This is a genomic window from Williamsia sp., assembly GCF_036566845.1.
Classification (GTDB): Bacteria; Actinomycetota; Actinomycetes; order Mycobacteriales; family Mycobacteriaceae; genus Williamsia.
This window is the reverse complement of record NZ_DATCVM010000081.1, coordinates 1-25589: the sequence shown is the minus strand read 5'-3', so window position 1 is coordinate 25589 and position 25589 is coordinate 1. Positions and strand designations below refer to the sequence as shown.

Below are 25589 nucleotides of genomic sequence, written 5' to 3'. Positions count from 1 at the left end.
GAGCGGGCTACACTCCAGCGTACAAACGCCGCGCTCCGTTTTCCGAGCCGGCTCAACCTCGGTTGGGGGACGGAGGGAGAGATCATGCATGCTCGAAAGCTGCTCGGCAGGCGAATCTTCGGAAGCGTTGCCGCCGTCGCGCTCACCACCGCCGCGGTCGTCGCCTTCAGCGCGGTCCCGGCTGGTGCCGCACCGTTGATGCCGGCACCCAACAGCGATCCGTTCTATGCCGCACCCGGCGATCTGGGCTCGGCCGCCAACGGACAGGTCCTCAAGGTGCAGAACCTGGCCAGCCCGTTCCCCGGGTCCACCGCCCAGAAGATCCAGTTCCGCAGCACGAACTCCGCGGGTGAACCGATCACCGCGGTGACCACCGTCGTCGTCCCCGACGGCGGCGGTCGCCACGATCTCCTCTCCTACCAGCCGTTCACCAACTCGCTCGGCCTCCAATGTGCGCCGTCGCACCAGCTGTTCTCCGGCGGCCTCCAGGAACAACAGCTGATCGGACTCGCCCTGGCCCGCGGTGTTGCAGTCAACGTGCCCGATCATCTCGGACCCACCAGTGCGTACGGCGCAGCCAGGCTCGGCGGCACCATCACCCTCGACTCCATCCGCGCGGTGCAATCGAGCCCGGGCTTCCGCGTCGGGCGCACCCCCACCGTCCTGGCCGGATACTCCGGCGGTGCGATGGCCAGTGCCTACGCGGCGGTGCTGGCGCCGGATTACGCCCCGGAGCTGAACCTGGTCGGGCTGTCCGCCGGTGGCACACCGGTCAACCTCGAAGCCATCGCCCGTACCCTCGGCGCCACACCGAACCCGCTCTTCGGGCTGGGTTTCGCAGCCTCACTCGGACTCGAACGTGAATACCCTGCCGAACTGGCGCTGTCCGACCAGCTCAACGGACGCGGCGTGGCGCTCGCCAACCAGATCCGGAACGGTTGCACCCAGCAGATCATCGACGCGGGGGCGAATCTCCGGACCGCCGATGTCGTCGTCGGTGGCAGCCTTCGGGAGGATCCCGCCGGCACGGACGTCCTCAACCGGAACAGCGTGCAGATGTACCCCGGTGCCCCGAAGATGCCGGTACTCCTCTACCAAGGTGCCGACGACCAGCTGACGCCCACCGCGCGTGTCCTGGCGACCGCGGCGAAGTGGTGCGGTCAGGGCACCCGGGTGCAAACGCTCATCCTGCCGGGCGACCACGGCTCCACCATCGCAACAGGTGTGCCGTTCGCGTTGGGGTACATCAACGATCGACTGTCGGGCGCGCCCGCCCCGAGCACGTGCTGACCGGCCGCGCGGCACCGACCGCATCCGTACTCGTACTGCCCGGTGGAACCGATCTGTCGTACGCGCCGTTCAGCCGAACCCAACCGGCAGCGCTGCGGATGTACCCCTTCACGGTGTCGCTCGCCGCGATACCCGGAGTGGTCGTGCGTCAGGTCCAATACCGGTTCTACGGCTGGAACGGTGAACAGAACAGCCCGATGCCCTATGCGCAGGCCGCTCTTTCCGAACTCCTGGAGGCACACCCCGACGTTCCGGTGATCGTGATCGGGCACTCGATGGGTGGACGGGTCGCCGCCCAGCTGGCCGCGGATAAACGGGTCGCGGGGGTCCTCGCACTCGCACCCTGGTGGCAGCACGCGGACTGGCGACACATCAACGACGACGCCCGGGTCCTCGCCCTCCACGGCACCGCCGACACCCGCACGTACGCCAGACGTACGGCCAAGGGCATCCGCGAACTCCGGGAGCGCGGCGTCGACGCCGAGTTCGTCCCCATCGAGGGTGGGGGGCACGCACTGCTCGACCACGTGTGGACCTGGCAGTCGACCGCGGTTCGATTCGTCCGGAGCTTTGGCTGAGTCACGGCCGCAAACTCGCTCCACCTGCCTGCGTCTGATCCGGTTGCAACCGGCGCGGACGTAGGCGGGCGGAGCGAATTGTCGTCGAGTGGCTCAACCCACCCAGTCAAAGGTGTCCGGGTCCGGACCGCGGCGTCCGGCAACACCCTTGTCGAGGGCGTCGATAGCTCTCATCGTGGCGTCGTCGAGTTCGAAATCGAACAGATCGAAGTTCTCCTGAACTCGTTTCGGCGTCACCGACTTCGGGAAGATGACGTCGCCGCGCTGCACGTGCCAGCGCAGGACCACCTGGGCCGCGGACTTGCCCAGCTGCCCCGCGATCTGATTGATCACCGGATCGGAGAGCACGTCGCCCTGCGCGATCGGCGACCACGCCTCGGTCACGATGCCGTGGTCGTTGTTGTACTTCCGTACCGATTCGTTGGGGAAGTACGGATGCACCTCGATCTGATTCACCGCAGGCACCAGATCGGTCTCGGCCGCGAGCCTCTCGAGGTGCTCGGGCTGGAAGTTGGACACGCCGACTGCGCCCGACCGGCCGTCTTTCCCGAACTCGATCAGGGTCTGCCACGTCGAGACGAAGTCGCCGCCGTACTGCGTCGGCAGCGGCCAGTGGATGAGGAACAGGTCGATGTGGTCGAGACCGAGGTCCGACAACGTCGTCGCGAATGCCTCGCGGGCGGCGGCGGGTTCGTGGAACTTGTTGTTCAGCTTGCTGGTCACGAAGATCTCGTCACGCGGTACACCCGAGTCGCGGATACCCTCGCCGACCTCTTTTTCGTTGCCGTACATCTGCGCGGTGTCGATGTGGCGGTAGCCGACCTCAAGAGCCGACCGCACGGCCGCCGCGGTGTCTGCGGGTTCGATCTGGAAAACGCCGAACCCCAGTTGCGGGATGGTGTTTCCGTTGCTGAGTGTGATGTTCGGAACCTGAGTCATCGTCGTCCAATCCACTAGGTGATTCGAGCCCTGAAACACAAAAACGGGGAGAGAACCTTTTTTGGTTCTCTCCCCGTTTTTGCGATCAACGGTGGAGCTGCCGGGAATTGAACCCGGGTCCTTCGCCGTGTCAGTAGGGCTTCTCCGTGTGCAGTTCGCTAAGTCTCTACTCGGATCTCCCGGTCACGCAAACAAGCCGAGATGACGATCCCAGTCGCTGTTGGATGTCCCACCGCGGTCCGCGACCGACCACAGTGGTGAGCTCTCTGAATGATGCCGGTACCCGGGGCGAGAGCTCACCCGGGCCGACAGACCAGCCTTCGCTTAGGCAGCGAGGGCGTAGTCGCGCTGATTTTTGTCGGCGCTTAATTGGTTGCTACGACGCTTACGGTGGTCTCTAGCCTGCACCGACACGCTTCCCCTACCTCAACAAACCAAGTCGAAACCGTTCAGCCCCGAGAGGTGGATCTTCAGCAGGATCCAGCCGCTGGCTACGACCGGACAATCCATTGTAACAAGCTTGCCGCCCTTGTCATTCCCTTTGTTGGGGCACCACTGTTGGGGCACCACCAACGAGGAGGACCCCACCTCCGCGGATTGAGCGGCAATGGGGTCCTCGTCGGATTCGATCGAGACCACCTCGATCTGGGAACTCAGCTGTTCAGAGCAGTCGCCCCGATCGGCAACACGTCACTCAGCTGGAAGGACCCAGCCGGTCCCGCCGGCCCCGCATCGGTGACATCGGCGACATCACCGCCGTTGGTGACATCGACGAATTGGTCGACGGTGTCGATCACGTTCGCGATTGTGTCGATGACAGGCGCCACCGTGTCGACCACCTCCTCGACCTGCGCGATCGTCTGATCGACGACCTCGAACACCTGCTCCACCTGCGCCGCACCCTGATCGATCACCTCGGTCACATCAGTGACCGCGGCCTCGATCTGCGATCCCTCGGCAAGGTTGTCGACCTCGTCGGTGAGGGCGTCGGCGACCGCCGGCAGCTGCCGGGTCACGGCCGCTCCCACCGAGGCGACCGCGACCCCGGTTGTCACGTTGTTGGCCACCGGGTTTGACACCGGGGGTGTCGGAGTCGCCGGCACCGGAACAGGTTCGGCACTTCCCGACGGCGCGCCGCTGACCGCGGACTCCCGAAGCCACGAGCTCACATAGTTCGTGCCGGTGCGACCCGTCTGGTCACGATCGGTGAAGTAACTACCGTGCGACGGCCCCGGGTACCAGTACTCCGGATGCGCCGCCATGAGCAGGATCCCGACATTGTTCTTGACGCCCAGGACCAGCTCCTGCGAGAGTTTCGCCTGCCACACGTTCGGTGCTTCCGTCGCAAACGTCGCCACCCCGTATCCCGACCGCAGCAGCCGAATCGGATCTGTGTAGTCCGGCACCGTGTAGGAGGGATCGGTGGTCGCCGCGACCACGTCGCCCAGGGTCTCCGACGACAGCATCCAATGCGGGGTTGTCACCACATGAAGCCCGGTCAGCAACGTCGACCGAAGGACCACCCTCCCCAGGTCCGCTGCGATCTGCCCCGGATCGGTGGTGTCGATGTGGATCTGCTCTGCCACATTCGCCCCGATCCGGACCGCTTGCGCATTGTCCGGGATCGCACACGCGAAATCGCCTGTCATGCACAGCGAGACCACGCGCCCGGTCAATGCACCGAATTGGGCATCACGCCCGGCTCCCATACCGCCACCGAGCGCCGCATCCGACCTCGGCGCAGTGGTCCACGCGCCGTTCAGCGGCGCTGAGAGTCCGGGCGCTCCCGGAACGAGATCAGCACCCACACTCCGATTCGGGTCGGAGATCAGGTAGACCCCGCGTACCTGTGATGCGGGCACCGGCCCCTTGCCCGCACCGATGTTCACCGCGACCCGATTGGCGATCTGCGCGCCCTGGCTGTAGCCGACGATCGCGATCTCGGTGTCAGGGCCACACCGCCGATTGATCTGGGCGATCTGGGCTTCGGTCGCCGTCACACCCGCATCCACCGACTGCGCATACGGCGTGCCGTTCGACGTGTAACCGAAGTCCGCGGGATACGGCACGTAGGTGGTCTGCATCGACCCCGGCGGCGCGTCCCGCTGCGCATCGGCGATCACCGGAGCGAGAATGCCGCGTTGATCGTGCGGATCCCGATTCACACTCGAATCGAGGGTTCCCGGAACCGCCACCACGTGGAGGTCCGGGCAGTCACTGATCGGTCGTGCCGACGCGTTCGACTGAACCAGCGCCGGCACCACGCCCATGGCCATGGTCGCCGCGAGGGAGGCGAACACGATCGCCACCGCCGGACGCCAACCCCGGCTCCGTCGATCCATCAGGGTCGCGGCACCACTCCCGGTCCTGGATTGTTCTCGGCTCATCTGTTCGAATGCTTCCTGGCTGGGGCTCACGTCCGTGCGGACCGTTCGCGTGCTTTCGTGGACTGCCTCCGACTCGGTTGCGAGCGAACCGCTGCCGAGCGTTGTTAGGCAGCCCTAATCTGCACCGCGAGACTTTTGCGCGACCCGTGCGGAAACTCGCCGGATCTGAAGTGCGCTGCTCAGAAGGCAGAAATGCCCGTCCGGTCCGGATCCTGAACAAAGGGGGTTTGTGTGACTTCGCTCTCGATCAATTGCGCGCAAAGTTGGTTCGTTGAATACTCAGTTGGCTTTCCTGTAGATCGGCAGAATCGGGTTGGACGAAGTGACACAGAGCACCGAGACCCGCGACGCCCGCATCGAGTTCGCGGCCCGCTTCCGTCTGCTACACGAGACCGCCGGATCACCGGCCCTGAAAACCCTCGCCTCGCGCGCATCCACGGCAATGCTCACCGGGGACGTGCCACGCGCCGGCGCGGTATCCCCCCAACGCCTGTCCGACTGGCGAACCGGACGCAACGTCCCCGCCAAATTCGACCCGCTGGCGGCCACACTTCGAGTCCTGATCGCTGCCGCCAGGAAGCGTCACCCGGACCCGCCGTCCCGCGGCCTCTACTCGCTGGTCGAATGGCACAACCTGTGGAACCGGGCACTGACGTCACCGGCAATCGACAAAGAGCCACGCACGAAAACAGCCGACGAACCTGTTCCCGATCGCCCGGACCTCTGCCCGTTCCCCGGACTCACTCCCCTGTCGAACTCCGATTCCGACTTCTACTTCGGCAGGGTCGCCGCGATCAGGACCCTGGTCGAGAGATTCACCGACAACCTGGGGTCGGGTCGACTGACATTTGTGGTCGGGGCGTCCGGCTCCGGTAAGTCCTCGCTCCTGCAGGCGGGTTTCGCCGTCGCGATCGGCGGCGCGTACCGCGTCACAGCGATGACGCCGGGCGCGCGACCAACACAAGCACTCGCCGAGGCCCTGAGCTCGACCGGCTCCGAGATGCCGCGGGTACTCGTGGTCGACCAGTTCGAAGAGATCTTCACCACCTGCGACGACGACGAGCGATCGACGTTCGTCGCGATGCTGACCGGACTCCACGAATTGCCCGGGCGCGATCTCGCCGGCGTCGTTGTGGCGGTGCGGTCCGACTTCTACCAGCAGTGCGTCGAACTGCCGGCCCTCAGCGAGTCACTCATGAACAACCAGGTGGTCCTGAGCCCGATGTCGCGAGCGGAACTCACCGCCGCCATCGTCGGTCCGGCCACCGCTGTCGGACTCTCGATCGCCGACGGTCTGGTCGATGTCATCCTGTCCGACCTCGGCGTCACATCCCGGCGCCCGACAGCTGTCCCTTCGGATCCCGGCGTCCTGCCCCTGCTGGCACATGCCCTGCACCGCACCTGGGAAGCCCGGACCGGCAACACCCTCACACTCGCCGGATACCGCGAAACCGGAGGCGTTCACGGTGCGATCACGCTCAGTGCCGAAGAGCGCTGGTCGCAGTTCACCGATACCCAGCGGGACGTGGCCCGCGACCTCCTGCTGCACATGGTCCACGTCGGCGAGGACGGGCGCGGGACGCGGCGCCACGTCCCGACCGACGAACTGCGAGGCCGGCACCCGGAGGCGCCGGCCATCGTCGACACCCTGAGCGACGCCCGGCTGGTCATCCACGACGAACACGGGACCACCCTCGCCCATGAGGCCGTCATCGAGGCCTGGCCCCGGTTGTCGCAGTGGCTCGACGACGACCGCGAAGACGTACTGCACCGGCAACGTGTCGATGCCGACGCACGCGACTGGCACCACCACGACCACGAACGATCACTGCTCTACCGAGGCGCCCGCCTGGCGGCCACGACGGACTGGCAGAAGAACTCTCGCAGTCCGGTGTCGCCGACGACCACCGAATTCCTCAGTGCCGCGCGGGCTTTTCGCCGTCGTGGCGTGCGGGTGCGTCGCGGGCTGGTACTGCTCCTGGTCGTGCTGCTCATGACAACCGCCACCGCGGCACTCATCGCGGTACTCCAGCAACGTCAGGCCGACGCCGATAGGTCCGACGCCCAATACAACGCGCTGCTGGCACAGGCCGCGTTGTCGCAATCGGTGGATCCCACCGTGTCGGCCCGCCTGTCACTGGCCGCAGCACAGCAACGTCCGGATGATCCCCGGCCGGGCGCACTGCTGATGGGGACGCAGACCTCAGCGCTGGCGAGTGTGGTGGACGGACACGAAGGTGCCGTCTACGACGTCGCGATCAACAACCGCGATCTCGTCGCCACCGCGAGCTACGACCGCACGATTCGGCTGTGGCAGGAATCCGGCGCGGGGCTGCCCACCCCGGTGGGGCCACCGCTGACCGGGCATCAGTCGTGGATCACCAGCGTCGAGTACTCGGCTGACGGCAGGACATTGTTCTCCGGCGACGGCAACGGCGTGATCCAGGTGTGGGACGTCGCTGACCCGATCAATGCGCGCCTGCGCTCCGATACACCCCTCACCGGCCACACCGGTGCGGTCTATCAGATTGCGGTGCGCCCCGAAGCCGACGGCGCCACACGCTGGATCGCCACGGCCGGCGACGACCACACCGCCCGGCTGTGGAACCTGGAGACCGGGCAGACCCAGGTACTGGCCGGACACACCGACGCTCTGCGTAGCCTCTCCTTCTCACCGGACGGCAAGACACTCGTCACCGGCAGCGACGACCGGACCGCCATCGTCTGGGACACCACAGACCCGTCCATCCCGACGCGGCTCGGATCGCCCATGACCGGCTACGACGCGACAGTCCATGCGGTCAGGTTCAGCCCCGACGGATCGCTCTTGGCGACCGCGAGTGACGACCAGACGCTCCGGATGTGGTCGATGGCCAACCGCGAGGCAACCACCCCCCTGGGCACGCCTATCGAGGCCCACGCCGCCGCCATCTGGTCGCTCGAGTTCAACCACGACGGGTCACTGCTGGCGACGGCGAGCTGGGACGGAACGGCCAAGGTGTGGAGCCTGATCGATCCGGCCCGGCCGGAGATGCTCGGTCAACCCCTGACCGGTAGCAGTGGCGGGCTCACCACCGTGGCGTTCGCGGGTCCTTCCGGCCGTTTGATCACCGGCGGCCAGGACGGTGCGATCCGGTTCTGGACTCTGCCCACCGCAACCCTCCTCGGTCACACGGGCAGGGTCGCCCAGCCGGTCTTCAACGCGTCGGGGACCCTGATGGCAACGGGGTCCCGCGATGGCACGGTGCGGATGTGGGAGACCAGTGTCGGCTTCGCCCCGCGCCCGATCGCCCTGTTGCCGGACCCCGACGGACCGCAGGTGATCGAGAACATCGCTCTGTCGGGCGACGGTCGCACGTTGGCCTACGCCGGTTTGGGCAACGGTCAGGTGCGCCTGTGGGATGTCTCGGTGCCCTCCGCCCCGCAACCGTTGGGCGTTCCGCTGCAGTCGCGGGCCCGGTACACGCACGGTCTCGCGTTTTCGCCCGACTCCTCCTTGCTGGCGACCGCGTTCGACGACCAGGGCGTGCAGATCTGGAATCTGACCGACCGGAACAAGCCCACTCCGTCCGGGGCACCGTTGACCGGACCGCAGGGGTGGATCAACGATGTGACGTTCTCACCCGACGGCCGTTACCTGGCTGCCGCGAGCAGCGACAAGAACCTTCACCTTTGGGATCTGCACCGCGGTGCCCCGATGTCGCAGGTCTACCCGGGGCACACCGGACCGATCAACGCGGTGGCCATCAGTCCTGATTCACACTGGGCGGCGACCGGCAGCGATGATCAGACCATCCGGCTCTGGAAGCTCGACTCCGATTCGAATGCCGTGCGGATCGGCGGCCACGATTCGACGGTGCGGTCTGTGACATTCGACCCGAGTGGCGCCATGCTCGCCTCGGGCAGCGACGACCAGACCGTGCGCATGTGGGACCTGCGCAACATGACCCATCCGACCGCGATGGGCCGAACGGTGACGCCTCCGGGCACCGTCCGATGGAAGGTCACGTTCAGCCCGGATGGCCAGCATCTGGCCGGTGCCGGCGAGAATGGCGCGCTGCGTTGGTGGACGCACCAGGTCACGGCCAACACTGCCCTCTGTCAGGCCACCGCCGGCGCGATGACCGAGAGCAAATGGAAAGACCTCATGCCCGACATCCCCTATCGCCAGACCTGCCCGGGATACGAGTCGTAGCCGGGATCCGATCCGGGCGAGCCTCGACAGAACTGAAAGATTTTGCCACGCACTGTGTTTCACCTCGCCTGGGTTCGGATCCCGGGGTCAGGCACCGATCGCGGGACCGATCACCTGCCAGCTGTCACGCATCTGGCGTTCAAAGGACCCCCAGGTGTGCGCGCCGGTGTCGAAGACGCGGTAGGTGTGCGCAACGCCCGCCCGTCGCAGACTCGCTGCCATCTGGTCGGTGCATCCCCTGGTGATCGACTCGACCTGACTGGGACCGAGGAACAATGGCGCCGCCGACAGCCCCGGCGCACCGCTCGGGATCCCGGTTGCCGCCGAGAGGTAAACGACTTTGTCGCGCAACCGATTCGGATTCATCGTGGGATCGTGATCGACCCAGGCCGGATCACCCGGAAGCCCGAACATGTTGAACGGGTTGGCACCACCGGACGCGACGGTCGCGGACACCGCCGCCATTCCGAACGGGCTGCTGATGGACGGACATCCGCTGTATGACCCGACCGCGCGATAGAGCCAGGGGGCCTGGCCCGCCAGATCGAGTGCCGGACCTCCGCTCATCGACAGTCCGGCGATCGCATTGCGGCCGTTGGCTTTCAGCTCACGATCGAGTACGGCAGGCAACTCGTGCGTCAGGTAGGTCTGCCAGCTGTTGACCCCGATGACGGGATCGGCGGCACGCCAATCGGTGTACCAGCTGTACCGGCCGCCCAGCGGTGACACGACATTCACTTTCTTGCCGGCGAAGAAACGTTCGTAGTCGGTCTGTGCGACCCAGCTGTCGCCGTCCGTGCCACCGCCTTTACCGCTGAGGAGGTAGAAGGTGGGCGCCCCGGCGGCATTGCCCGCCGGGCGAAGAACCTGATTGGGTATCACCCGGTTCATCGACGGCGAGTACACGTAGATGATCGAGAGTTGGGCGGTGACCTGCTGAACGCCCGTGACGGCGGCGGGTGCGGCAGCAGCCGGGCCGGCGGTCAGGCACATCGCGCCCACTGCGACAACAACAATCAGCGCCAGACGACGCGACAAACCCCCCAGGATGCTCACGCGTTCCACTGAACCCGACGGGTTGTCGTCGTCGCAAACCGAATCACCCGGGCGTCACCGGGTCGATATCAAACTCTCACCCCATCGAGATGGAGCGCTCAGCGCATGCCCTTCACGCGACGACCCAGTTCCCGGGTGACCTCGCGTTCGGCGTCCCGCTTGGCCAGATCATGACGCTTGTCGTGGGCCTGCTTGCCGCGGGCCAGAGCCAGTTCGACCTTCACCTTGCCGTCGTTGAAGTACATCGACAGCGGAACCAGCGTCAGATTGCCGTCGCGGATCTTGCCGACCAGGCCGTCGATCTCTTTGCGGTGCAGGAGCAATTTGCGACTGCGCCGCGGCGCGTGGTTGGTCCAGGATCCGTTGCCGTATTCCGGGATGTGCAACCCACGGAGCCACACCTCACCGTTGTCGACGGTCGCGAACGCATCGGCGAGGGACGCCTTCCCGTCGCGCAGGCTCTTCACCTCGGTACCCACGAGAGCGACACCGGCTTCGTACGTGTCGAGGATGGCATAGTTGTGCCGCGCCTTACGGTTCGTGGCAATTGCCTTGCGGCCCTTTTCCTTCATCCTCGTCACCTACTCTCGGTTTGCATCAATGGTTGCAGTCATATCGATGTCGACGACGACTTCGATGGCCCCGCAACAATACACATCGCGGGGCCGGGGTGTCGCATCCTTTATTCGCGGACGTAGAACCGCAGCGTCGCGTAGGCGGTCAGGCTCGACATCACCACGCCGATGATGATCAGCCACGGCGCCACGAACACCACATCCGAGACGCCGATCTTGGCGAGGATGTTGACCCCGTAGAGATCCTCGAGTGCCCGGTCGAAGAACAGCACCTTGGCCCCGAACAGACCACCGATCGCCAGCAGCGAACCCACCAGGGTGGCGATCACCGCCTCGAGCAGGAACGGCAGCTGGGTATACCAGCGAGTGGCGCCCACCAACCGCATGATGCCCACCTCGGTGCGGCGGGTGTACGCCGCGACCTGCACCGTGTTGGCGATCAGCAGGATGGCGGCGATCGCCTGTACCAGTGCGATGGTGAAGGCCGCATTGCGTGCGCCGTCGAGCACGCTGAAGATCCGGCTCACCAGTTCCCGTTGGTCGAGGACGCTGTCCACGCCGTCGGCACCGCGGAACTCGTCGAGTACGGCCCCGAACTGGTCCGGGTCGGCCATCCGGACCTTGAACGACGCCGGCAACGTGTCCTCGCGGACCAGTGCGGCGATGTCCGGATTGTTGGCAAACGTCTTGGTCGTCGCATCGCGGAAGGCCTCGGCCCGGTCGATGTACTGCACCGAGTCGACACCATCGGCCGCCTCGATCTGCTCACGCAGCGTCAGGCAGGGCGCGGTCTGACAGTTCGGGTCGGCGTCGGTCACCTGATCGGAGATGAAGATCTGCATCTCCACCCGATCGAGGAAGATGTCCTGGGTCTTGTCCGCCATCTGGACCACGAGCAGGCCCGCGCCGAACATACCGAGGGTGATGGCCGTGGTGATGATCATGGCCATGGTCATGGTGATGTTGCGGCGCAGGCCGTTCAGGACCTCGCTGAATATGAAACTCGCGCGCATGTGAGTCGGGTGTCCTCCCGGTCGGGACTACAGAAGTGAAACGCGTAACTGGGTGTGCACGGGTCGGGCCCGGCTGAGCTCCGCCGCTGCCGGCTGGTCAGCCACCGAGGCCGTAGACACCGTGCTCGTCGTCACGGGCGAGGCGGCCGTTGCTGAACTCGAGGACGCGGCGTCGCATCGAGTCGACGATCGCCCGGTCATGGGTGGCCATCACCACGGTGGTGCCGCGGCGGTTCACCCGATCGAGGACCTCGACGATCTCGCGGCTGGTGTCGGGATCGAGGTTTCCGGTCGGCTCGTCGGCGAGTAGGAGCAGCGGCCGGTTCGCGATGGCGCGCGCGATCGCCACACGCTGCATCTCACCGCCGGAGAGCTCGTACGGCATGCGGTCGGCCTTGCCGGACAACCCGACGTATTCGAGGACCTCGGGAACCACCTTGTCGACGGTGCTGCGGGGCTTCCCGATGACCTCGAGGGCAAATGCGACGTTCTCGGCCACCGACTTCTGCTGCAACAGCCGGAAGTCCTGGAACACACAGCCCACCGACTGCCGCAGCTTCGGGACCTTGCGGCTCGGCAGCTTGTTGACGTGGAAGTCTCCGACGTAGACGTCACCGGTGGTGGGTTTGTCTTCCTTCAAGAGCAGTCGAAAGAAGGTCGACTTGCCCGATCCGGAGGGCCCGATGAGAAACGCGAAATCGCCTTTGTCGACGTCGAGGGACAGATCCCGCAGAGCGGGCCGGGTCGATGCCTTGTATTGCATCGTCACATTCTTGACGCTGATCACGGTCTGCCAGTGTAACCACGGATCGCCGGCAACCCGGTGCGGCTTGCCCGTCCCGGTGGTGAGCAGTTCGCGGGTTCTCCCCGGTTCACCGGGCGGGACTGATCGTCGGCAGTTCCCATGGAGGCAGGAATCCGCCGCCCCGAGTCGACTGCGACGTGGACTGAGGGGGTGGCACCGATGTCGTTTCCTGCTGCTCCGTCGGGTCGACCGGTTCGGTGGTCTCGGTTGTCGAGGGTTCCGTGGTGGTGGTCTCCGGCGTCTCGGTGTATTCGGGCTCGGGCACCGGCACCTCGGATTCCGGAGTGGTGGTCCGGGGTTGCTGTACCTCGGACAGCCTCGCCTGCCGGTTCTGCTCGTCGACCGTGTCGTAGTGATCGGATCGCTGGCCGTAGAGCATCAACGCTCCGAGGAACAGCACCACCAGGACCGCTGTGGTGGTCCGGACCTTGCCGTGGAACAGCCGGCGCGGGATGCGCTCTGACAACGACTTCTTGGGTTCTGATTGCGATTGGGCGGATGTGGAACCGGAGTGTTGCTCGCTCATCGGGTTCCCTCCTCGGCGACGGAGGGTTCGACCCCGCCGGTTTCGATCGCCGATCCCGGCGCCAACGCGATACCGGCGCGGCCGAATGCCCGGACGAGTCGCGATCGCAGGTCACGGCTGACCTCGAACTGACGGCCCGGCAACGTTCGTGCCACGATCCGCACCGTCATGGTGTCGACCTCGATGTCGGTGACACCCATCGCGGTCGGCTCATCGAGCAACAGCTTCTTCATGCGGGGGTCGTTGAACGCCTGGTGCCCGATCTGGGCGATGAGGTCGTTGACCCGGCCCATGTCGACCCCGATCGGGAGGGGGATATCGACCACCGAGCGCGCCCAGTCCTTCGACAGATTGATCGCCTTCACGATCTGTCCGTTGGGGATGGTGATCATCTCGCCGTCCGCCGACCGCAACTTGGTGATGCGCAAAGTGACGTCTTCGACAGTGCCCTCGGCCGGTTCCGTCGAACCCAGGATCGCCAGGGAGACCACGTCACCGAATCCGTATTGTTTCTCGGTGATGATGAAAAAGCCGGAGAGCAGGTCCTGCACGATGCGCTGGGCTCCGAAACCCAGTGCGGCGCCGAGCACGGTGGCCGGGGCCACGAACCCCGTGATGGGCACACCGAGTTCCCTGACGATGCTGAAGCCGGCGATGATGTACACGATCGCGATGGCACCCCAGGCGATCACCTGGGCGACGGAATGACGATGTTTGATGGCCTCCGACCGCACCAGCGCATCGGATTCGGTGAAGCCCGCGTCGATCCGGGTGGTGACCTTGTTGACCGTCCACTGGATGAACCGGGTCGCCAACAGGGCTCCGAGGACCCAGAGCAGGATCGACAGACCCTCCAGTGAGAGCCAGCGGATCAGACGATCTGATCCGAACCACCCGTCCGGGGCAGCCGTGACAAGAGCGCTGACGTCATGCATCACTCGTGTGATCCTCCAGATCGTGTGAGGGCGGCGGTGGCCGCGGACAGATCATGCGCGTTGTGCAGATCCACCGTCCGGCTTCGCGGGTGCCCTGCCGGATCAGGCGTCGTTCTGGGCCATCCTCCACCGGATACCCGACTCGATGAATCCGTCGATGTCGCCGTCGAGCACCGCGGTCGGGTTGTTGACCTCGAACTCGGTCCGCAGGTCTTTCACCATCTGGTACGGATGCAATACGTACGACCGCATCTGGTTGCCCCAGCTGGATCCGCCGTCGCCCTTGAGAGCGTCCATTTCAGCGCGCTCTTCTTTGCGTTTACGTTCGAGAAGTTTTGCCTGCAGCACGCGCATCGCGGCCGCCTTGTTCTGCAATTGGCTCTTCTCGTTCTGACAAGTCACCACGATACCTGTCGGAATGTGGGTGAGCCGCACAGCGGAGTCCGTGGTGTTGACCGACTGCCCGCCCGGGCCCGATGAACGGTAAACATCAACGCGCACTTCGGTTTCCGGGATGTCGATGTGGTCTGTGGTTTCGACCACAGGGAGCACCTCGACCTCGGCGAACGACGTCTGGCGGCGACCCTGGTTGTCGAACGGGCTGATCCGCACCAGCCGGTGGGTGCCCATCTCGATGGAGAGTGTGCCGTACATGTACGGCCCCTTGACCGCGAACGTCGCGGATTTGAGTCCGGCCTCTTCGGCGTAGGACGTGTCATAGACCTCGACCTTGTGGTCGTGCTTCTCGGCCCAGCGGATGTACATGCGCATCAACATCTCGGCCCAGTCGGCGGCATCCACACCGCCGGCGCCGGAACGGATGTTCACCAGTGCGTCACGGTGGTCGTATTCGCCCGCGAGCATGGTCTTGACTTCCATCGCCTCGATGTCGGCGCGCAGTGATGCGCGCTCGGCGTCGGCGTCGGCCAACGCCTCGGCGCGGTCGGCGCCTTCTTCGGATTCGGCGAGCTCATACAGCAGCGGCATGTCCTCGACGCGCTGCCGGAGCTCGGAGACCCGACGCAGTTCTGTCTGCGCGTGGGAGAGCTCGCTGGTCACCTTCTGGGCGTGATCCTGGTTGTTCCACAGCTCCGGATCCGCGGCTTGATGCTCGAGCTCGCTGATCCGTCGTCGGAGCTCCTCGAGATCGAGAACCTTCTCCACTGTGGTGAGGGTCGAATCGAGGGCGTCGAGGTCTGAGGAAACGTCTGGATGCACGATCACTCAGGCTACCGGTCTCGGGGGCAGAGTCCTATCTGCGCAGTTCTCAGTCTTTACGCAGGTTGGGTCCGGCGCCACCGGGTTCGTCGCCGATCGGGCCGGCGATCTGCCAGGTCGACTCCGCTTTACCGGGCTTGTAGGTCACCGGGATCTCGTCGCCGATCGACGGCCAGCTCATCGCCATGGTCACCACGAAACGCCCGTAAACGTCGGTCGGAGAGGTGTCCGGGCCGGTGATGGTTCCCGACACCGTGCAGAAGACCTGGTTGTTCTTGTCGCCCTCGATCGGCTTGTCGGACACGCCCGTCACCTTCAGGGTGCCGGGCACACGGTTGGTGAAACGTGGGTCTCCGACCGCTCCGGCAGGCGGCTGACCGGGGCGTGAACGTCGCCATTGGACGAGGACAGCTCCCAGGACCGCCGCGAACATGAGGATGATGATGATCTCGAACATGGCCGGCGGCTCCTCCGTCGTGGGTTGGTTGTTTCAGGTTAGTGTCACGGGCCCGATGCCCACTTGCTAGTAACGTGGGAGCCCGTGACGGACTCAAGTGGCCTGAAGAACGTGTTGAGTGACCTGGAGCTCGCGCTGTCGCTGGCCGAACTCGCCGATATCATCACCATCGACCGCTTCGGCGCCATCGATCTGCGGGTCGACTCCAAGCCCGATCTCACCCCGGTGTCCGACGCCGATCTGGCCGTCGAGACGAGCCTGAGGGACGAACTGCGGCAGATCCGGCCCGACGACGCGGTCCTCGGCGAGGAGTTCGGTGGCGATGTGGCCCTGACCGGACGGCAGTGGGTGATCGATCCGATCGACGGCACCAAGAACTTCGTCCGCGGCGTGCCCGTGTGGGCCACCCTCATCTCGCTGCTCGTCGACGGTGTTCCGCAGATCGGCGTCGTCAGTGCACCTGCGCTGGGCCGGCGATGGTGGGCCGGCGCCGGCGCCGGGGCGTTCGCCCAGTCCCCCGACGGCGAGGTCCGGAGCATCCGGGTATCGCAGGTGTCCGACCTCTCGTCGGCGAGCCTGGCGTTTTCGAGCTTGTCGGGGTGGCACGACCGGGGTGTCCGGGATCAGTTCGTCGAACTCACCGACTCCGTCTGGCGGGTCCGGGGCTACGGCGACTTCTACAACTACTGCCTCGTGGCCGAAGGAGCGGTCGACATCGCCGCCGAACCGGAGGTGTCGCTGTGGGATCTCGCTGCGCTCGACGTCCTCGTTCGTGAGGCCGGAGGCACCTTCACCGGCCTCGACGGGATCGCAGGGCCGCATCAGGGCAGCGCTGTCGCCTCCAACGGCGTTCTGCAGCCCGAGGTGCTGGCGGCGCTGACCCGCCCCTGACCCCCTCCTCCGGGCGCATACTTGGTTTCATGCAGATCACACACTTCAGGCATTCCTGCATCCTCGTCGACCAGGGCGGCACCAAGATCCTGTTCGATCCGGGCAACTTCTCGCACGGGTTCACCGGTGTCACGGGCCTCGACGCCATCCTCATCACCCATCAGCATCCCGATCACGTCGACACCGCGGCCCTGCCGGATCTGGTGGCCGGCAACCCCGGCGCCGTGCTGTACGCCGACCCCCAGACGACCGCACAGCTCAACGGCGACGACGTGGCGGGCACCTGGACTGCGGCGCACCCAGGCGACGAGTTCACCATCGGCGACCTCACCGCACGCATCACCGGCGGCACCCACGCGGTGATCCACCCGGACATCCCCACCATCGACAACGTCGCATACCTGCTGGGCGACAACAACAATCCAGCTCAGCTCATGCATCCGGGTGATTCGCTGTTCGTCCCGCAGGAGAAGGTGGACGTCCTCGCGATGCCGACGATGGCTCCCTGGATGAAGATCAGCGAGGCGGTCGACTATCTCCGCGCGGTGAGCCCGCGCCTGAGCTTCCCGATTCATCAGGGCCTGCTGTCGAATGCCGGCCTGAAGATGCACTATGCGCGGTTGTCGGAAATGAGCAATCCGACCACCGAATTCATCGTCTTACCCAATGAGGATTCGCTGACCGTGAACTGAGGTATCCGACTGCCCGGTCCAGAACGTCACAGCGGATATTCGGCGACCCGATCCACAAACATTCTTCCGGCCGGAAAAGTGATTCCACCAAAATTGTCGAGTTGCAATGTGAGGTGCATCGGCCTCGGCGGAAGCCGGTTGACGTCGACGCTCGCTCCCCAGGCGATTCCGTCCCGGAACACGGTGATCCGTTGCGGCGTCCATTCGACCGCCCAACTGTGCCACTGCGTGGCATCGACGATCGTGGTGTGTTGTTCGATGTGGTTCTCGGCGCCCCAGTGCAGGAAGTAGCTGACGGTTTGTCTGGTCGGGTCGGAGATCTCCATGAAGTCGACTTCGCCGCCTGCAGGCCAGTCCTCGGCATCGGGCCACAGCAGCGCGGCAGCGGTCCACGCCGGTCCGGCGATCGTCGACCGTGCACAGATCTCCCAGCGGCCGTGCATACGTCCGCCCCAATTCGGGGTCAGCCCACCGGAATTCCCGGCCAGATCGGCACTGATCACCAGACTTCCGTCGGATACGGTGACCGCGTCCGGGGTACGACGCCCGTTGTTGACGTGGCCGGGGCCGTCGTAGACCAACCAATTGTTCAGCGACGACGCGTGGTCGAAATCTTCCGACCGATCCGGGGTGCCCCATCCATGCCGTTCGGCGGCCGTGGCCGTACAACCAGCCGAACCCGCAGAGCCGGAGCCGGACGATCCGAAGTCCAGGGGTGCGGCGAGCGCCGGTTCCACCCCGAACAACATCAGCGGAACGATTCCGATCATCACCCCGACCACACGCCGAAATCTGCGTACGACAGCCATATATGTCAACCTCCAGACATCCCGCAGAACAATTCCGCCATTGCAATTGATCGTGCCATTGCGTGATGTCCGGGTAATCATGGTGAAAACTGGTCAGAACGCCAACCGATTGTATACAGCCGTACCAGAATCCACAGCGACGTAGAACACAGTGCAGATATCCAGATCGCCCCGACAACGCCTCGGAGCGAATATGACCATCTGACCGGCGGGCGGTCAGGCAACGTCGGGAAAGATCCCACTTCCGGCGATCCCATCGACCGCCCGGGCGAGCGCGTACAGAATCCAGAGCGCGACAACAGCCGCGACCAACCGATGCCGCAGGAACCTCACCACCGGCGTCGTCGGACGTCGTCTCAACTGCAGCACGGCCACCGCACCGACAAAGGCGGCGACGGCGATCAGGCTGATCGGGCCGAAGAGGTTGTACGAAAGGGCATCGGCGAAGTGGCCGTGCGCGGCCGCCGTCCAACTGCGGGTCAAACCACAACCGGGACAGGGCAGGCCGGTGATCAGCCGCATCGGGCAGAGGGTCGGACCGGACGTACTCAGAGCCGGGGTGACGGCGAAGGCCGTGACGATCGCCGCGGCACCGACACCGGCGGCGACCCGAACAGCTCGTTCGGGGCGCTGCCGGTCCGGCGTCGTCGACAAGGCCGTCACTTCAGTGGCAGGCCGTCCGAGTCGGTCACCTTGCGCATCGCGATGAGCACGATGTCGATGAGTGTCCATATACCCAGCCCACCACAGGTGAGCAGTTTTGCAACACCCAGGCCGGTGTAGCCGAGGTAGAAGCGGTCAATGCCGAAGCCGCCGACGAAGACCGAGATCAGCAGGGCGGTCAGCCATTCCTTGGACGAGAAGAGCCCGGGCACCTGAGACACCGGGAACCAGTTGCTCGCCTGGGTCCGGACCTGGGTCTCGGGCTTCACCTGACCGGAGCGGACCAACCCGGCCAGATCCTGGTAGCCCATCGGGCCCTGTTCCTGGCCGAACAGCGAGACGAAGAACGTGTCGTTCTGAGGGCCACCCATCGGCTGGGGCGGCTGCGGCGGGAAGCCGGGAGGAGGTTGTGTCATGGAGGGAACACTAAGGCACAGAAGGCGCGGTTGGGCACCCCACGCCGAAAAAAGTCATCGATTGAATGACTCCCTTGGAACAGTAGCCTGACCAGCGACGATAGTTGGCGGCTGCCGAGTATTTAGCTGTCCAAAGCACCAAAGCCCTCCAGCCCCGGCGCCGACCGCGTGACAAACACCTTACTCCGAAGTAAGGTAGTTCTTACCGATCAGTAAGATCACCCTGTCCGGGCTTCGTCCGGACAGGCATCACGCCCCGTACACGCACGAGACAAGCTGGTGAGAATGAGCACTCATACCGAGCCCCGCGACACGTCCGCTGTTGGCAAGAACCCCCATCGCCGTAGCGCCATCGGTACCGCAATGCGGGTACTGACCACGGTGACGGGCTCCGAGTTCGCCGACAAGTACAAGATTCGCGAGCCACTCAACCGAATTGCGTACGAGGGCACCAAGACCGGATTCAAGACCATCGGTGCGGCCACCCGAGCGTTCGCGGCAGCCCAGGGCGGCGACAAGGCCAAGCGCCTGACCACCACCCCCCGGGACTACTTCAACCTGTACCCCGACGACGAACAGAAGATGATCACGGACACCGTCAAGGAGTTCGCCACGGAGATCCTGCGCCCCGCCGCCTACGACGCGGATGCCGCAGCCGCCATTCCGGACGAAATCCTCACCCGCAGTGCCGAATTGGGAATCACGATGGTGAATGTTCCCGAAGAGTTCGACGGCGCCGCCAGTGAGCGCGGTGTGGTCACGAACTCGCTCGTCGCCGAAGCGATGGCGTACGGCGACATGGGCCTGGCGCTGCCCCTGCTGGCCCCGAGTGGTGTGGCCACCACCCTCACCCAGTTCGGCAGCGACGCCCAGCAGAAGACTTACCTGCCCGCATTCGCCGGTGAGAACGTGCCGCAATCGGCCGTCGTCATCGCCGAACCGCGGCCGTTGTTCGACGCGATGTCATTGCAGACCAAGGCAACCCGGGTGCCCAGCGGATACCGGCTCAGCGGCGTCAAGTCGTTTGTGCCGGCCGCCGCATCGTCGGAGCTGTTCATCATCGGCGCACAGCTCGACGGACGGCCCGCACTGTTCATCGTCGAGTCGAGCGCCAAGGGGCTTGTGGTCGAAGCCGATCCCGGTATGGGCGTCCGCGCCGCCGGGATGGGCCGGTTGCTGCTGACCGATGTCACCGTACCGACCGGTGCGCTGCTGGGCGAAGAAGAAGGTGAAGCCGCCTACGCCGCCTACCGCGACGTCGTCCGGCTCGCCCGCCTGGGCTGGTCGTCGCTGGCAGTGGGTACCGCGCACGCCGTCCTCGACTACGTCATCCCCTACGTCAACGAGCGCGAGGCGTTCGGTGAGCCGATCTCCAACCGTCAGGCCGTGGCATTCATGGTGGCGGGCATGGCAACCGAGCTCGACTCGATCCGCCTGGTCACCCTCCGCGGCGCCGCCCGCGCCGAACAGGGACTCTCATTTGCCCGCGAGGCCGCATTGGCCCGCAAGCTCACCGCGGACAAGGGCATGCAGATCGGATCCGACGGCGTGCAGTTGCTCGGCGGCCATGGATTCACCAAGGAGCACCCCGTGGAACGCTGGTTCCGCGACCTGCGCGGTGCCGCGATCGGTGAGGGCATCGTCGTCCTCTGAGGACACTGCCCGCTCCCTCACCCACCTCACCCACCTTGCTTCCGATTCCACGTCTCTGACGTCCGATCTCACTGAAAGACAAGAGCTATGGCTATCAATCTCGAGCTTCCGCGGAAGCTGAACACGACGGTCGATCAGGCGCATCAGGCCGCGGCCCAGATCTTCCGGCCCATCTCCCGCAAGTACGACCTGCGTGAGCACGACTACCCGGTCGAGCTCGACACCCTGGCGAGCCTCTACGACGGACTCTCCGAGGCCGGTGCCGCCGGTGCAGGTGCCGACGGCGGCCGCAGCCAGAAGAAGGAAAAAAAGGATCTTCCGGCCGGTGCCGTCGTCAACGGCGGCAACATGCAGTCGGTGCTCAATGCGCTCGAAACCTGCTGGGGCGACGCCGGAATGATGCTGACCATCCCGTACCAGGGCCTGGGCAACGCCGCCATCGCCGCGGTCGCAACCGATGAGCAGCTCGTCGAGTTCGGCAAGGTATGGGCCGCGATGGCCATCACCGAACCGAGTTTCGGGTCCGACTCTGCGGCGGTGTCCACCACGGCGACCCGTGATGGCGACGACTACCTGATCAACGGCGAGAAGATCTTTGTCACCGCCGGCTCGCGGGCCAGCCACATCGTCGTGTGGGCGACCGTCGACAAGAGCCTGGGCCGGGCGGCCATCAAGAGCTTCGTCGTCCCGCGCGAGAGCGAAGGGCTCACCGTGGTGCGCCTGGAGCACAAGCTCGGCATCCGGGTGTCCGACACCGCCGTATTGCGATTCGACAACGTCCGCGTCCCGGCCGGAAACCTGCTCGGCTCACCAGAAGTCGATGTCAAGAAGGGTTTCGGCGGGGTCATGCAGACCTTCGACAACACCCGTCCACTGGTGGCCGCGATGGCTGTCGGTGTCACCCGCGCGGCACTCGAGGAGCTGCGGAAGCTGCTCGAGGACGCCGGGGTCGAGATCGACTACGACAAGCCGGTCAACAACCAGCATGCCGCGGCCGCGGAGTTCATCCGGATGGAAGCCGATTACGAAGCGGCGTACCTGCATTCGTTGCGCGCGGCGTGGATGGCCGATAACAAGGAGCCCAACTCCAAAGAGGCCTCGATGTCAAAGGCCAAGGCCGGACGCACCGTCACCGATGTCACCACGAAGACCGTGGAACTCGCCGGAACCTTGGGCTACTCGGAGCGTCTCCTGCTCGAGAAGTGGGCGCGCGACTCGAAGATCCTCGACATCTTCGAAGGTACCCAGCAGATCCAGAACCTGATCATCGCTCGCCGGGTTCTCGGAAAGAGCAGCGCCGAACTGAAGTGACAGTCCACCGGTAGCTCACCGTAGGCGAGTTCACCAGGCAACAGAGAGTCCCGCGGCATCGAGGGGTAGCCGGCGGGACTCTCTGCACTCTGGGGCACAACCACTTTCGACAGCCCGCTTTCCACATCGGGCCACTGTCGGCAGCCGAGATTCGGGCGCCGCGGTGCGAGGAGGAAGAACCAGGGCCGAAAACGTCCTCGCGACACAGGGCGTCGGCGCATGGCCGGTGTGCGGCCAGAACCTCTACACCTGACCTGAGCGCCTGGTTCAGGCCGAGACGGGGCGCCGGGCGCCGGCGGTGACCACCACCCGGTGCACGAACTCCAGCTTCCGGACAACCGGTTCGGAGATCGTGAACGGGTACAGGTCACGTTTACCCATCGACTGGTTGATCCGGTTGAAGACGCCGGCGAGGGTCTGCCAGTCCGCGAGTACCGCCTCGATGGTGCTTCCCGAGTAGTCGGTCCGGGGCACGACGTCGGCAGCCAGGTTCCACCTGGCTCGCTCCGACTGGATCACCAGACCCGACTCGGCCGCCGTCTCCAGGGTGTCCGCAATGTGCAGATAGTGGGCGAAGCACTCCGCGAAGTCCTCCCACGGATGCATGGTCGCGTACTCGGAGATGTAGGACCGCTCCCATCCCTCCGGTGCCCCGAACTTGTAATGCCGCTCGATCGCGTCGGCGTAGCTCGCGCGCTCGTCACCGAACAGGTCGCGGCATTCGTCGATCATCCGGCCGTTTTCGACGAGAATGCTCTGGTAGTAGTGACCGACTTCGTGCCGGAAGTGGCCGAGCATCGTCCGGTACGGTTCGCCCAGGCTCACCCGTAGGGATTCCCGATACGCGTCCAGCGATTCGGCGAGGTCGATGGTGATCACTCCGCGGGAATGCCCGATCACCACGGGGGTGCCGGAGGTACGACTCGACAGCAGATCGAAAGCCAGCCCACGATCCTGGCGGAAGTAGGGCTCGACGGGCAGCTCCAGTTCGATCAGCTGGATGAGCAACCGGCGCAACGACTTCGCTGTCTCCGCCAACTTCTCCAGCGCCAGGGTGTCATCACCTTCCGGCCGCTGACGAATGAAGGATCCGGCGAAGCATTGCCCACTTCCGGAGTCGTCGGCGACCAGCCAGTTGCATTCCCATGCCCAGTTCGAGCATCGGAGCAGCCGGGTGTCGTCGATCGTCACCGAGTCACCCGGTATGGCCACAAGCTTCTTCGAGGGCAGGTGAAAGGCAAGCGGTACCTGGCAGGTGGGGCAACTCTGTGCCTCGAACGGAGCCGGTCCACCACACTCGGGACAGTCGAAAGCGCGCATTCCCACAGACTGACATATGGCGCGTGATCACGTGCCGCACATTGCCCATCAATTCGTGAACATCTGACCAACCTCTCGATTCGGGTTCCCCACACCCTCGGCTCGTGTTTACGTCGGAGTATGAAAATCGAGATCCAGCTCGATGCCCCGCCGGGTGGCTGCGCCGATCGCGCCGAAGCACTCACCGCGTCGGGTATCGACGGGCTGTTCACCTTCGAAGGTCCCCACGATGTCTTCTTCCCCCTGGTCGAGGCGGCAACGCGGGTTCAGGTCGACATGATGACCAATGTGGCAATCGCTCTGCCGCGCAGTGCTGTTCACCTTGCACACATGGCTTGGGATCTGCAGACACAGACCGGAGGACGGTTTCGGCTCGGTCTGGGATCACAGGTCAAGACCCATATCGTGCGCCGCTACGGGACGCCGTGGTCGCGGCCCGCGGCCCGGATGGCCGAGCAGGTCGATGCGATCCGGGCCGTGTTCGACACGTGGCAGAACGGCGCCCGACTGGATTTCACCGGAGAGTTCTACAGCCACACCTACATGCCACCGATGTTCAATCCCGGCCCCTCCGAATTCGGTCCACCACCGATCTTTCTGGGAGCCCTCGGCCCGATCATGACCCGCACCGCAGCCGAGGTCGCCGACGGATTGCTGGTGATGCCGTTCAACTCGGTCGACCACCTCACCGAGCGCACCCTCCCCGCCATCGAAGCCGGTCTGGATCGATCGGGTCGCGACCGCAGCGACCTGCAGATCATCCCGCAGGTGATCTGCGGTGTCGGACGCACCGATACGGAGATGTCGACGGCGGTGGCCGGAGTGCGTGCACTGTTGGCGTTCTACGGCTCGACGCCGGCGTACCGGCCCGTCCTCGAGGTGGCCGGCTGTCCCGACCTCCAGGGCACACTCCAGACGCTGGCCAAAGCCGGCGACTACCCGCGCATGTTCGATCTCATCGACGACAACCTGCTCGGTCAGCTATCGGTGACCGGCACGCCCGAAGACTGCGCGGCGCAGATCATCAAACGCTTCGGCACCATCGCCGACCGTGTCTGCTGTTACTTCCCCGGACAGGACCTGCCCCCACACCATCTACGAGATCTCGTGACGGCCCTTCACGACGCCTAGCCAACGGTCGGCGGCGAACGAGCTGATCGCGGCGAGATAGCCACCGATCACCCATGCCCACACGGCGCGGGCGGTCGGTGCCATCTGTGGGTCAGTCGTCGGTGTCGATCACGTGCATGGCCGCTTCCTCAGCCGAAGCGCCACCGCCGTCGATACCGGCATCGGTCGCGACACGTTCGTGGACATCGTGGATGACACCGCCCTCATCGGGTGCGATCAGGCGTCCGGCGCGGAGATTGCCCACCTCGTTGCCAGTGGGGAACTCGGCATCGCTGTCCGACTCGTCGCTGCGCCAGTCTTCTTTGACCTCGTCGGGCTGGTAGGCCGTCGCCGACGGGTCCTGCTCTTCTTCGGCCAGATGCTGCGCCAGGCTTTCCCCGGTCGCCTGTTCCTCGGCGGTCATCCCGAATCGCTCTGACGCCGGTGGTCGATCCGGTGGTGAGTAGCCCTCATCCAGGACATCGTCGACGCCACGGTCGTCGAGAGTATCGCCGGGTTGGAGCTGACTGTCCTCGTCGAGGCTGTACTCCCCGGTAGAGCCTTCCTGCGTGCCATCACGGTTCGTCATGACTTCACGATGCCACCAGGATCGCCGTCGCGCATCCTTCTCTCAGCTGCGTGATCCGCGGGGCGTGGGATCGGTGAGCGATCCCACGCAACGCAAAAGGCCCCCGAGACAATGTCTCGAGGGCCTCTTGACCTTCGTAGCGGGGACAGGATTTGAACCTG

General features: G+C 65.2%; 23 protein-coding genes and 1 other RNA gene. 8 read left to right on the top strand and 16 right to left on the bottom strand.

Going from position 1 to position 25589, the window contains the following annotated elements:
• The first annotated feature begins 84 nt into the window (after window positions 1–84).
• Both VIQ49_RS06830 and VIQ49_RS06825 read left to right on the top strand, forming a co-directional pair.
• A complete protein-coding gene (locus VIQ49_RS06830; protein ID WP_331882371.1) occupies window positions 85–1290 on the top strand; it encodes a lipase family protein in 1206 nt (401 codons plus the stop codon).
• Window positions 1284–1868, top strand: a complete 585-nt coding sequence (locus VIQ49_RS06825; protein ID WP_331882369.1) for an alpha/beta fold hydrolase — start codon at window positions 1284–1286, stop codon at window positions 1866–1868. The genes VIQ49_RS06830 and VIQ49_RS06825 overlap by 7 nt, the downstream gene beginning before the upstream one ends.
• 93 nt (window positions 1869–1961) lie before the next feature.
• Here VIQ49_RS06825 and VIQ49_RS06820 read toward each other — a convergent pair whose 3' ends face one another.
• The 3 genes from VIQ49_RS06820 to VIQ49_RS06810 form a co-directional block, all read right to left on the bottom strand.
• Window positions 1962–2807, bottom strand: coding sequence for an aldo/keto reductase (locus VIQ49_RS06820; RefSeq protein ID WP_331882367.1), 846 nt, complete (start codon window positions 2805–2807; stop codon window positions 1962–1964).
• A gap of 89 nt (window positions 2808–2896) precedes the next feature.
• Window positions 2897–3264: a transfer-messenger RNA gene (ssrA, locus tag VIQ49_RS06815) on the bottom strand.
• Between the two features lie 196 nt (window positions 3265–3460).
• The gene (locus tag VIQ49_RS06810) at window positions 3461–5194 is read right to left on the bottom strand and encodes a cutinase family protein (protein ID WP_331882365.1); all 1734 of its coding nucleotides are present in this window, start codon (window positions 5192–5194) and stop codon (window positions 3461–3463) included.
• 322 nt (window positions 5195–5516) lie between these two features.
• On the opposite strand from VIQ49_RS06810, the gene VIQ49_RS06805 reads away from it, so the two are divergent.
• Window positions 5517–9389, top strand: a complete 3873-nt coding sequence (locus VIQ49_RS06805; RefSeq protein WP_331882363.1) for a hypothetical protein — start codon at window positions 5517–5519, stop codon at window positions 9387–9389.
• Between the two features lie 87 nt (window positions 9390–9476).
• On the opposite strand, the gene VIQ49_RS06800 is transcribed toward VIQ49_RS06805, so the two are convergent.
• The 8 genes from VIQ49_RS06800 to VIQ49_RS06765 form a co-directional block, all read right to left on the bottom strand.
• Window positions 9477–10445: an alpha/beta hydrolase family protein gene (locus VIQ49_RS06800; protein ID WP_331882360.1), complete on the bottom strand. Its 969-nt coding sequence runs from the start codon at window positions 10443–10445 to the stop codon at window positions 9477–9479.
• A gap of 98 nt (window positions 10446–10543) precedes the next feature.
• On the bottom strand, window positions 10544–11017 hold the full coding sequence (gene smpB, locus VIQ49_RS06795; RefSeq protein ID WP_331882358.1) for an SsrA-binding protein SmpB: 474 nt from the start codon (window positions 11015–11017) through the stop codon (window positions 10544–10546).
• A gap of 110 nt (window positions 11018–11127) precedes the next feature.
• Window positions 11128–12033, bottom strand: coding sequence for a permease-like cell division protein FtsX (gene ftsX / locus VIQ49_RS06790; protein ID WP_331882356.1), 906 nt, complete (start codon window positions 12031–12033; stop codon window positions 11128–11130).
• Window positions 12034–12130: 97 nt separating this feature from the next.
• Window positions 12131–12820 (bottom strand): cell division ATP-binding protein FtsE, encoded by a 690-nt coding sequence (gene ftsE / locus VIQ49_RS06785; protein ID WP_331882354.1) that lies wholly within the window; start codon window positions 12818–12820, stop codon window positions 12131–12133.
• 85 nt (window positions 12821–12905) lie between these two features.
• Window positions 12906–13364 (bottom strand): hypothetical protein, encoded by a 459-nt coding sequence (locus tag VIQ49_RS06780; RefSeq protein WP_331882352.1) that lies wholly within the window; start codon window positions 13362–13364, stop codon window positions 12906–12908.
• A complete protein-coding gene (locus VIQ49_RS06775; RefSeq protein WP_331882350.1) occupies window positions 13361–14299 on the bottom strand; it encodes a mechanosensitive ion channel family protein in 939 nt (312 codons plus the stop codon). The genes VIQ49_RS06780 and VIQ49_RS06775 overlap by 4 nt, the downstream gene beginning before the upstream one ends.
• Window positions 14300–14401: 102 nt before the next feature.
• Complete coding sequence (gene prfB, locus VIQ49_RS06770) at window positions 14402–15517, bottom strand: peptide chain release factor 2 (RefSeq protein ID WP_331882348.1); 1116 nt, start codon at window positions 15515–15517, stop codon at window positions 14402–14404.
• Window positions 15518–15566: 49 nt separating this feature from the next.
• Entirely contained in the window at window positions 15567–15974 is a 408-nt protein-coding gene (locus VIQ49_RS06765; protein WP_331882346.1) for a hypothetical protein, read from the bottom strand.
• An 84-nt stretch (window positions 15975–16058) separates the two neighbouring features.
• On the opposite strand from VIQ49_RS06765, the gene hisN reads away from it, so the two are divergent.
• Together hisN and VIQ49_RS06755 are read left to right on the top strand one after the other, a co-directional pair.
• The gene (gene hisN, locus VIQ49_RS06760; RefSeq protein ID WP_331882344.1) at window positions 16059–16865 is read left to right on the top strand and encodes a histidinol-phosphatase; all 807 of its coding nucleotides are present in this window, start codon (window positions 16059–16061) and stop codon (window positions 16863–16865) included.
• Window positions 16866–16894: 29 nt separating this feature from the next.
• Entirely contained in the window at window positions 16895–17557 is a 663-nt protein-coding gene (locus VIQ49_RS06755) for an MBL fold metallo-hydrolase (protein WP_331882342.1), read from the top strand.
• A gap of 26 nt (window positions 17558–17583) precedes the next feature.
• Here VIQ49_RS06755 and VIQ49_RS06750 read toward each other — a convergent pair whose 3' ends face one another.
• The 3 genes from VIQ49_RS06750 to VIQ49_RS06740 form a co-directional block, all read right to left on the bottom strand.
• Window positions 17584–18366 (bottom strand): glycoside hydrolase family 16 protein, encoded by a 783-nt coding sequence (locus VIQ49_RS06750; RefSeq protein ID WP_331882340.1) that lies wholly within the window; start codon window positions 18364–18366, stop codon window positions 17584–17586.
• Between the two features lie 216 nt (window positions 18367–18582).
• Window positions 18583–19020, bottom strand: coding sequence for a DUF2752 domain-containing protein (locus VIQ49_RS06745; protein WP_331882338.1), 438 nt, complete (start codon window positions 19018–19020; stop codon window positions 18583–18585).
• 5 nt (window positions 19021–19025) lie between these two features.
• On the bottom strand, window positions 19026–19445 hold the full coding sequence (locus VIQ49_RS06740) for an NINE protein (protein WP_331882336.1): 420 nt from the start codon (window positions 19443–19445) through the stop codon (window positions 19026–19028).
• A gap of 285 nt (window positions 19446–19730) precedes the next feature.
• On the opposite strand from VIQ49_RS06740, the gene VIQ49_RS06735 reads away from it, so the two are divergent.
• Window positions 19731–21098: an acyl-CoA dehydrogenase family protein gene (locus VIQ49_RS06735; RefSeq protein ID WP_331882334.1), complete on the top strand. Its 1368-nt coding sequence runs from the start codon at window positions 19731–19733 to the stop codon at window positions 21096–21098.
• 87 nt (window positions 21099–21185) lie between these two features.
• The gene (locus tag VIQ49_RS06730) at window positions 21186–22409 is read left to right on the top strand and encodes an acyl-CoA dehydrogenase family protein (protein ID WP_331882332.1); all 1224 of its coding nucleotides are present in this window, start codon (window positions 21186–21188) and stop codon (window positions 22407–22409) included.
• 267 nt (window positions 22410–22676) lie between these two features.
• On the opposite strand, the gene VIQ49_RS06725 is transcribed toward VIQ49_RS06730, so the two are convergent.
• Window positions 22677–23729 carry a zinc-binding metallopeptidase family protein gene (locus VIQ49_RS06725; protein ID WP_331882330.1) on the bottom strand — a complete coding sequence of 351 codons (1053 nt, stop codon included), beginning with the start codon at window positions 23727–23729 and terminating at the stop codon, window positions 22677–22679.
• 120 nt (window positions 23730–23849) lie between these two features.
• On the opposite strand from VIQ49_RS06725, the gene VIQ49_RS06720 reads away from it, so the two are divergent.
• The gene (locus VIQ49_RS06720) at window positions 23850–24860 is read left to right on the top strand and encodes a TIGR03617 family F420-dependent LLM class oxidoreductase (RefSeq protein WP_331882328.1); all 1011 of its coding nucleotides are present in this window, start codon (window positions 23850–23852) and stop codon (window positions 24858–24860) included.
• 91 nt (window positions 24861–24951) lie between these two features.
• On the opposite strand, the gene VIQ49_RS06715 is transcribed toward VIQ49_RS06720, so the two are convergent.
• The gene (locus VIQ49_RS06715) at window positions 24952–25428 is read right to left on the bottom strand and encodes a DUF5709 domain-containing protein (protein ID WP_331882326.1); all 477 of its coding nucleotides are present in this window, start codon (window positions 25426–25428) and stop codon (window positions 24952–24954) included.
• Between the last annotated feature and the right edge of the window lie 161 nt (window positions 25429–25589).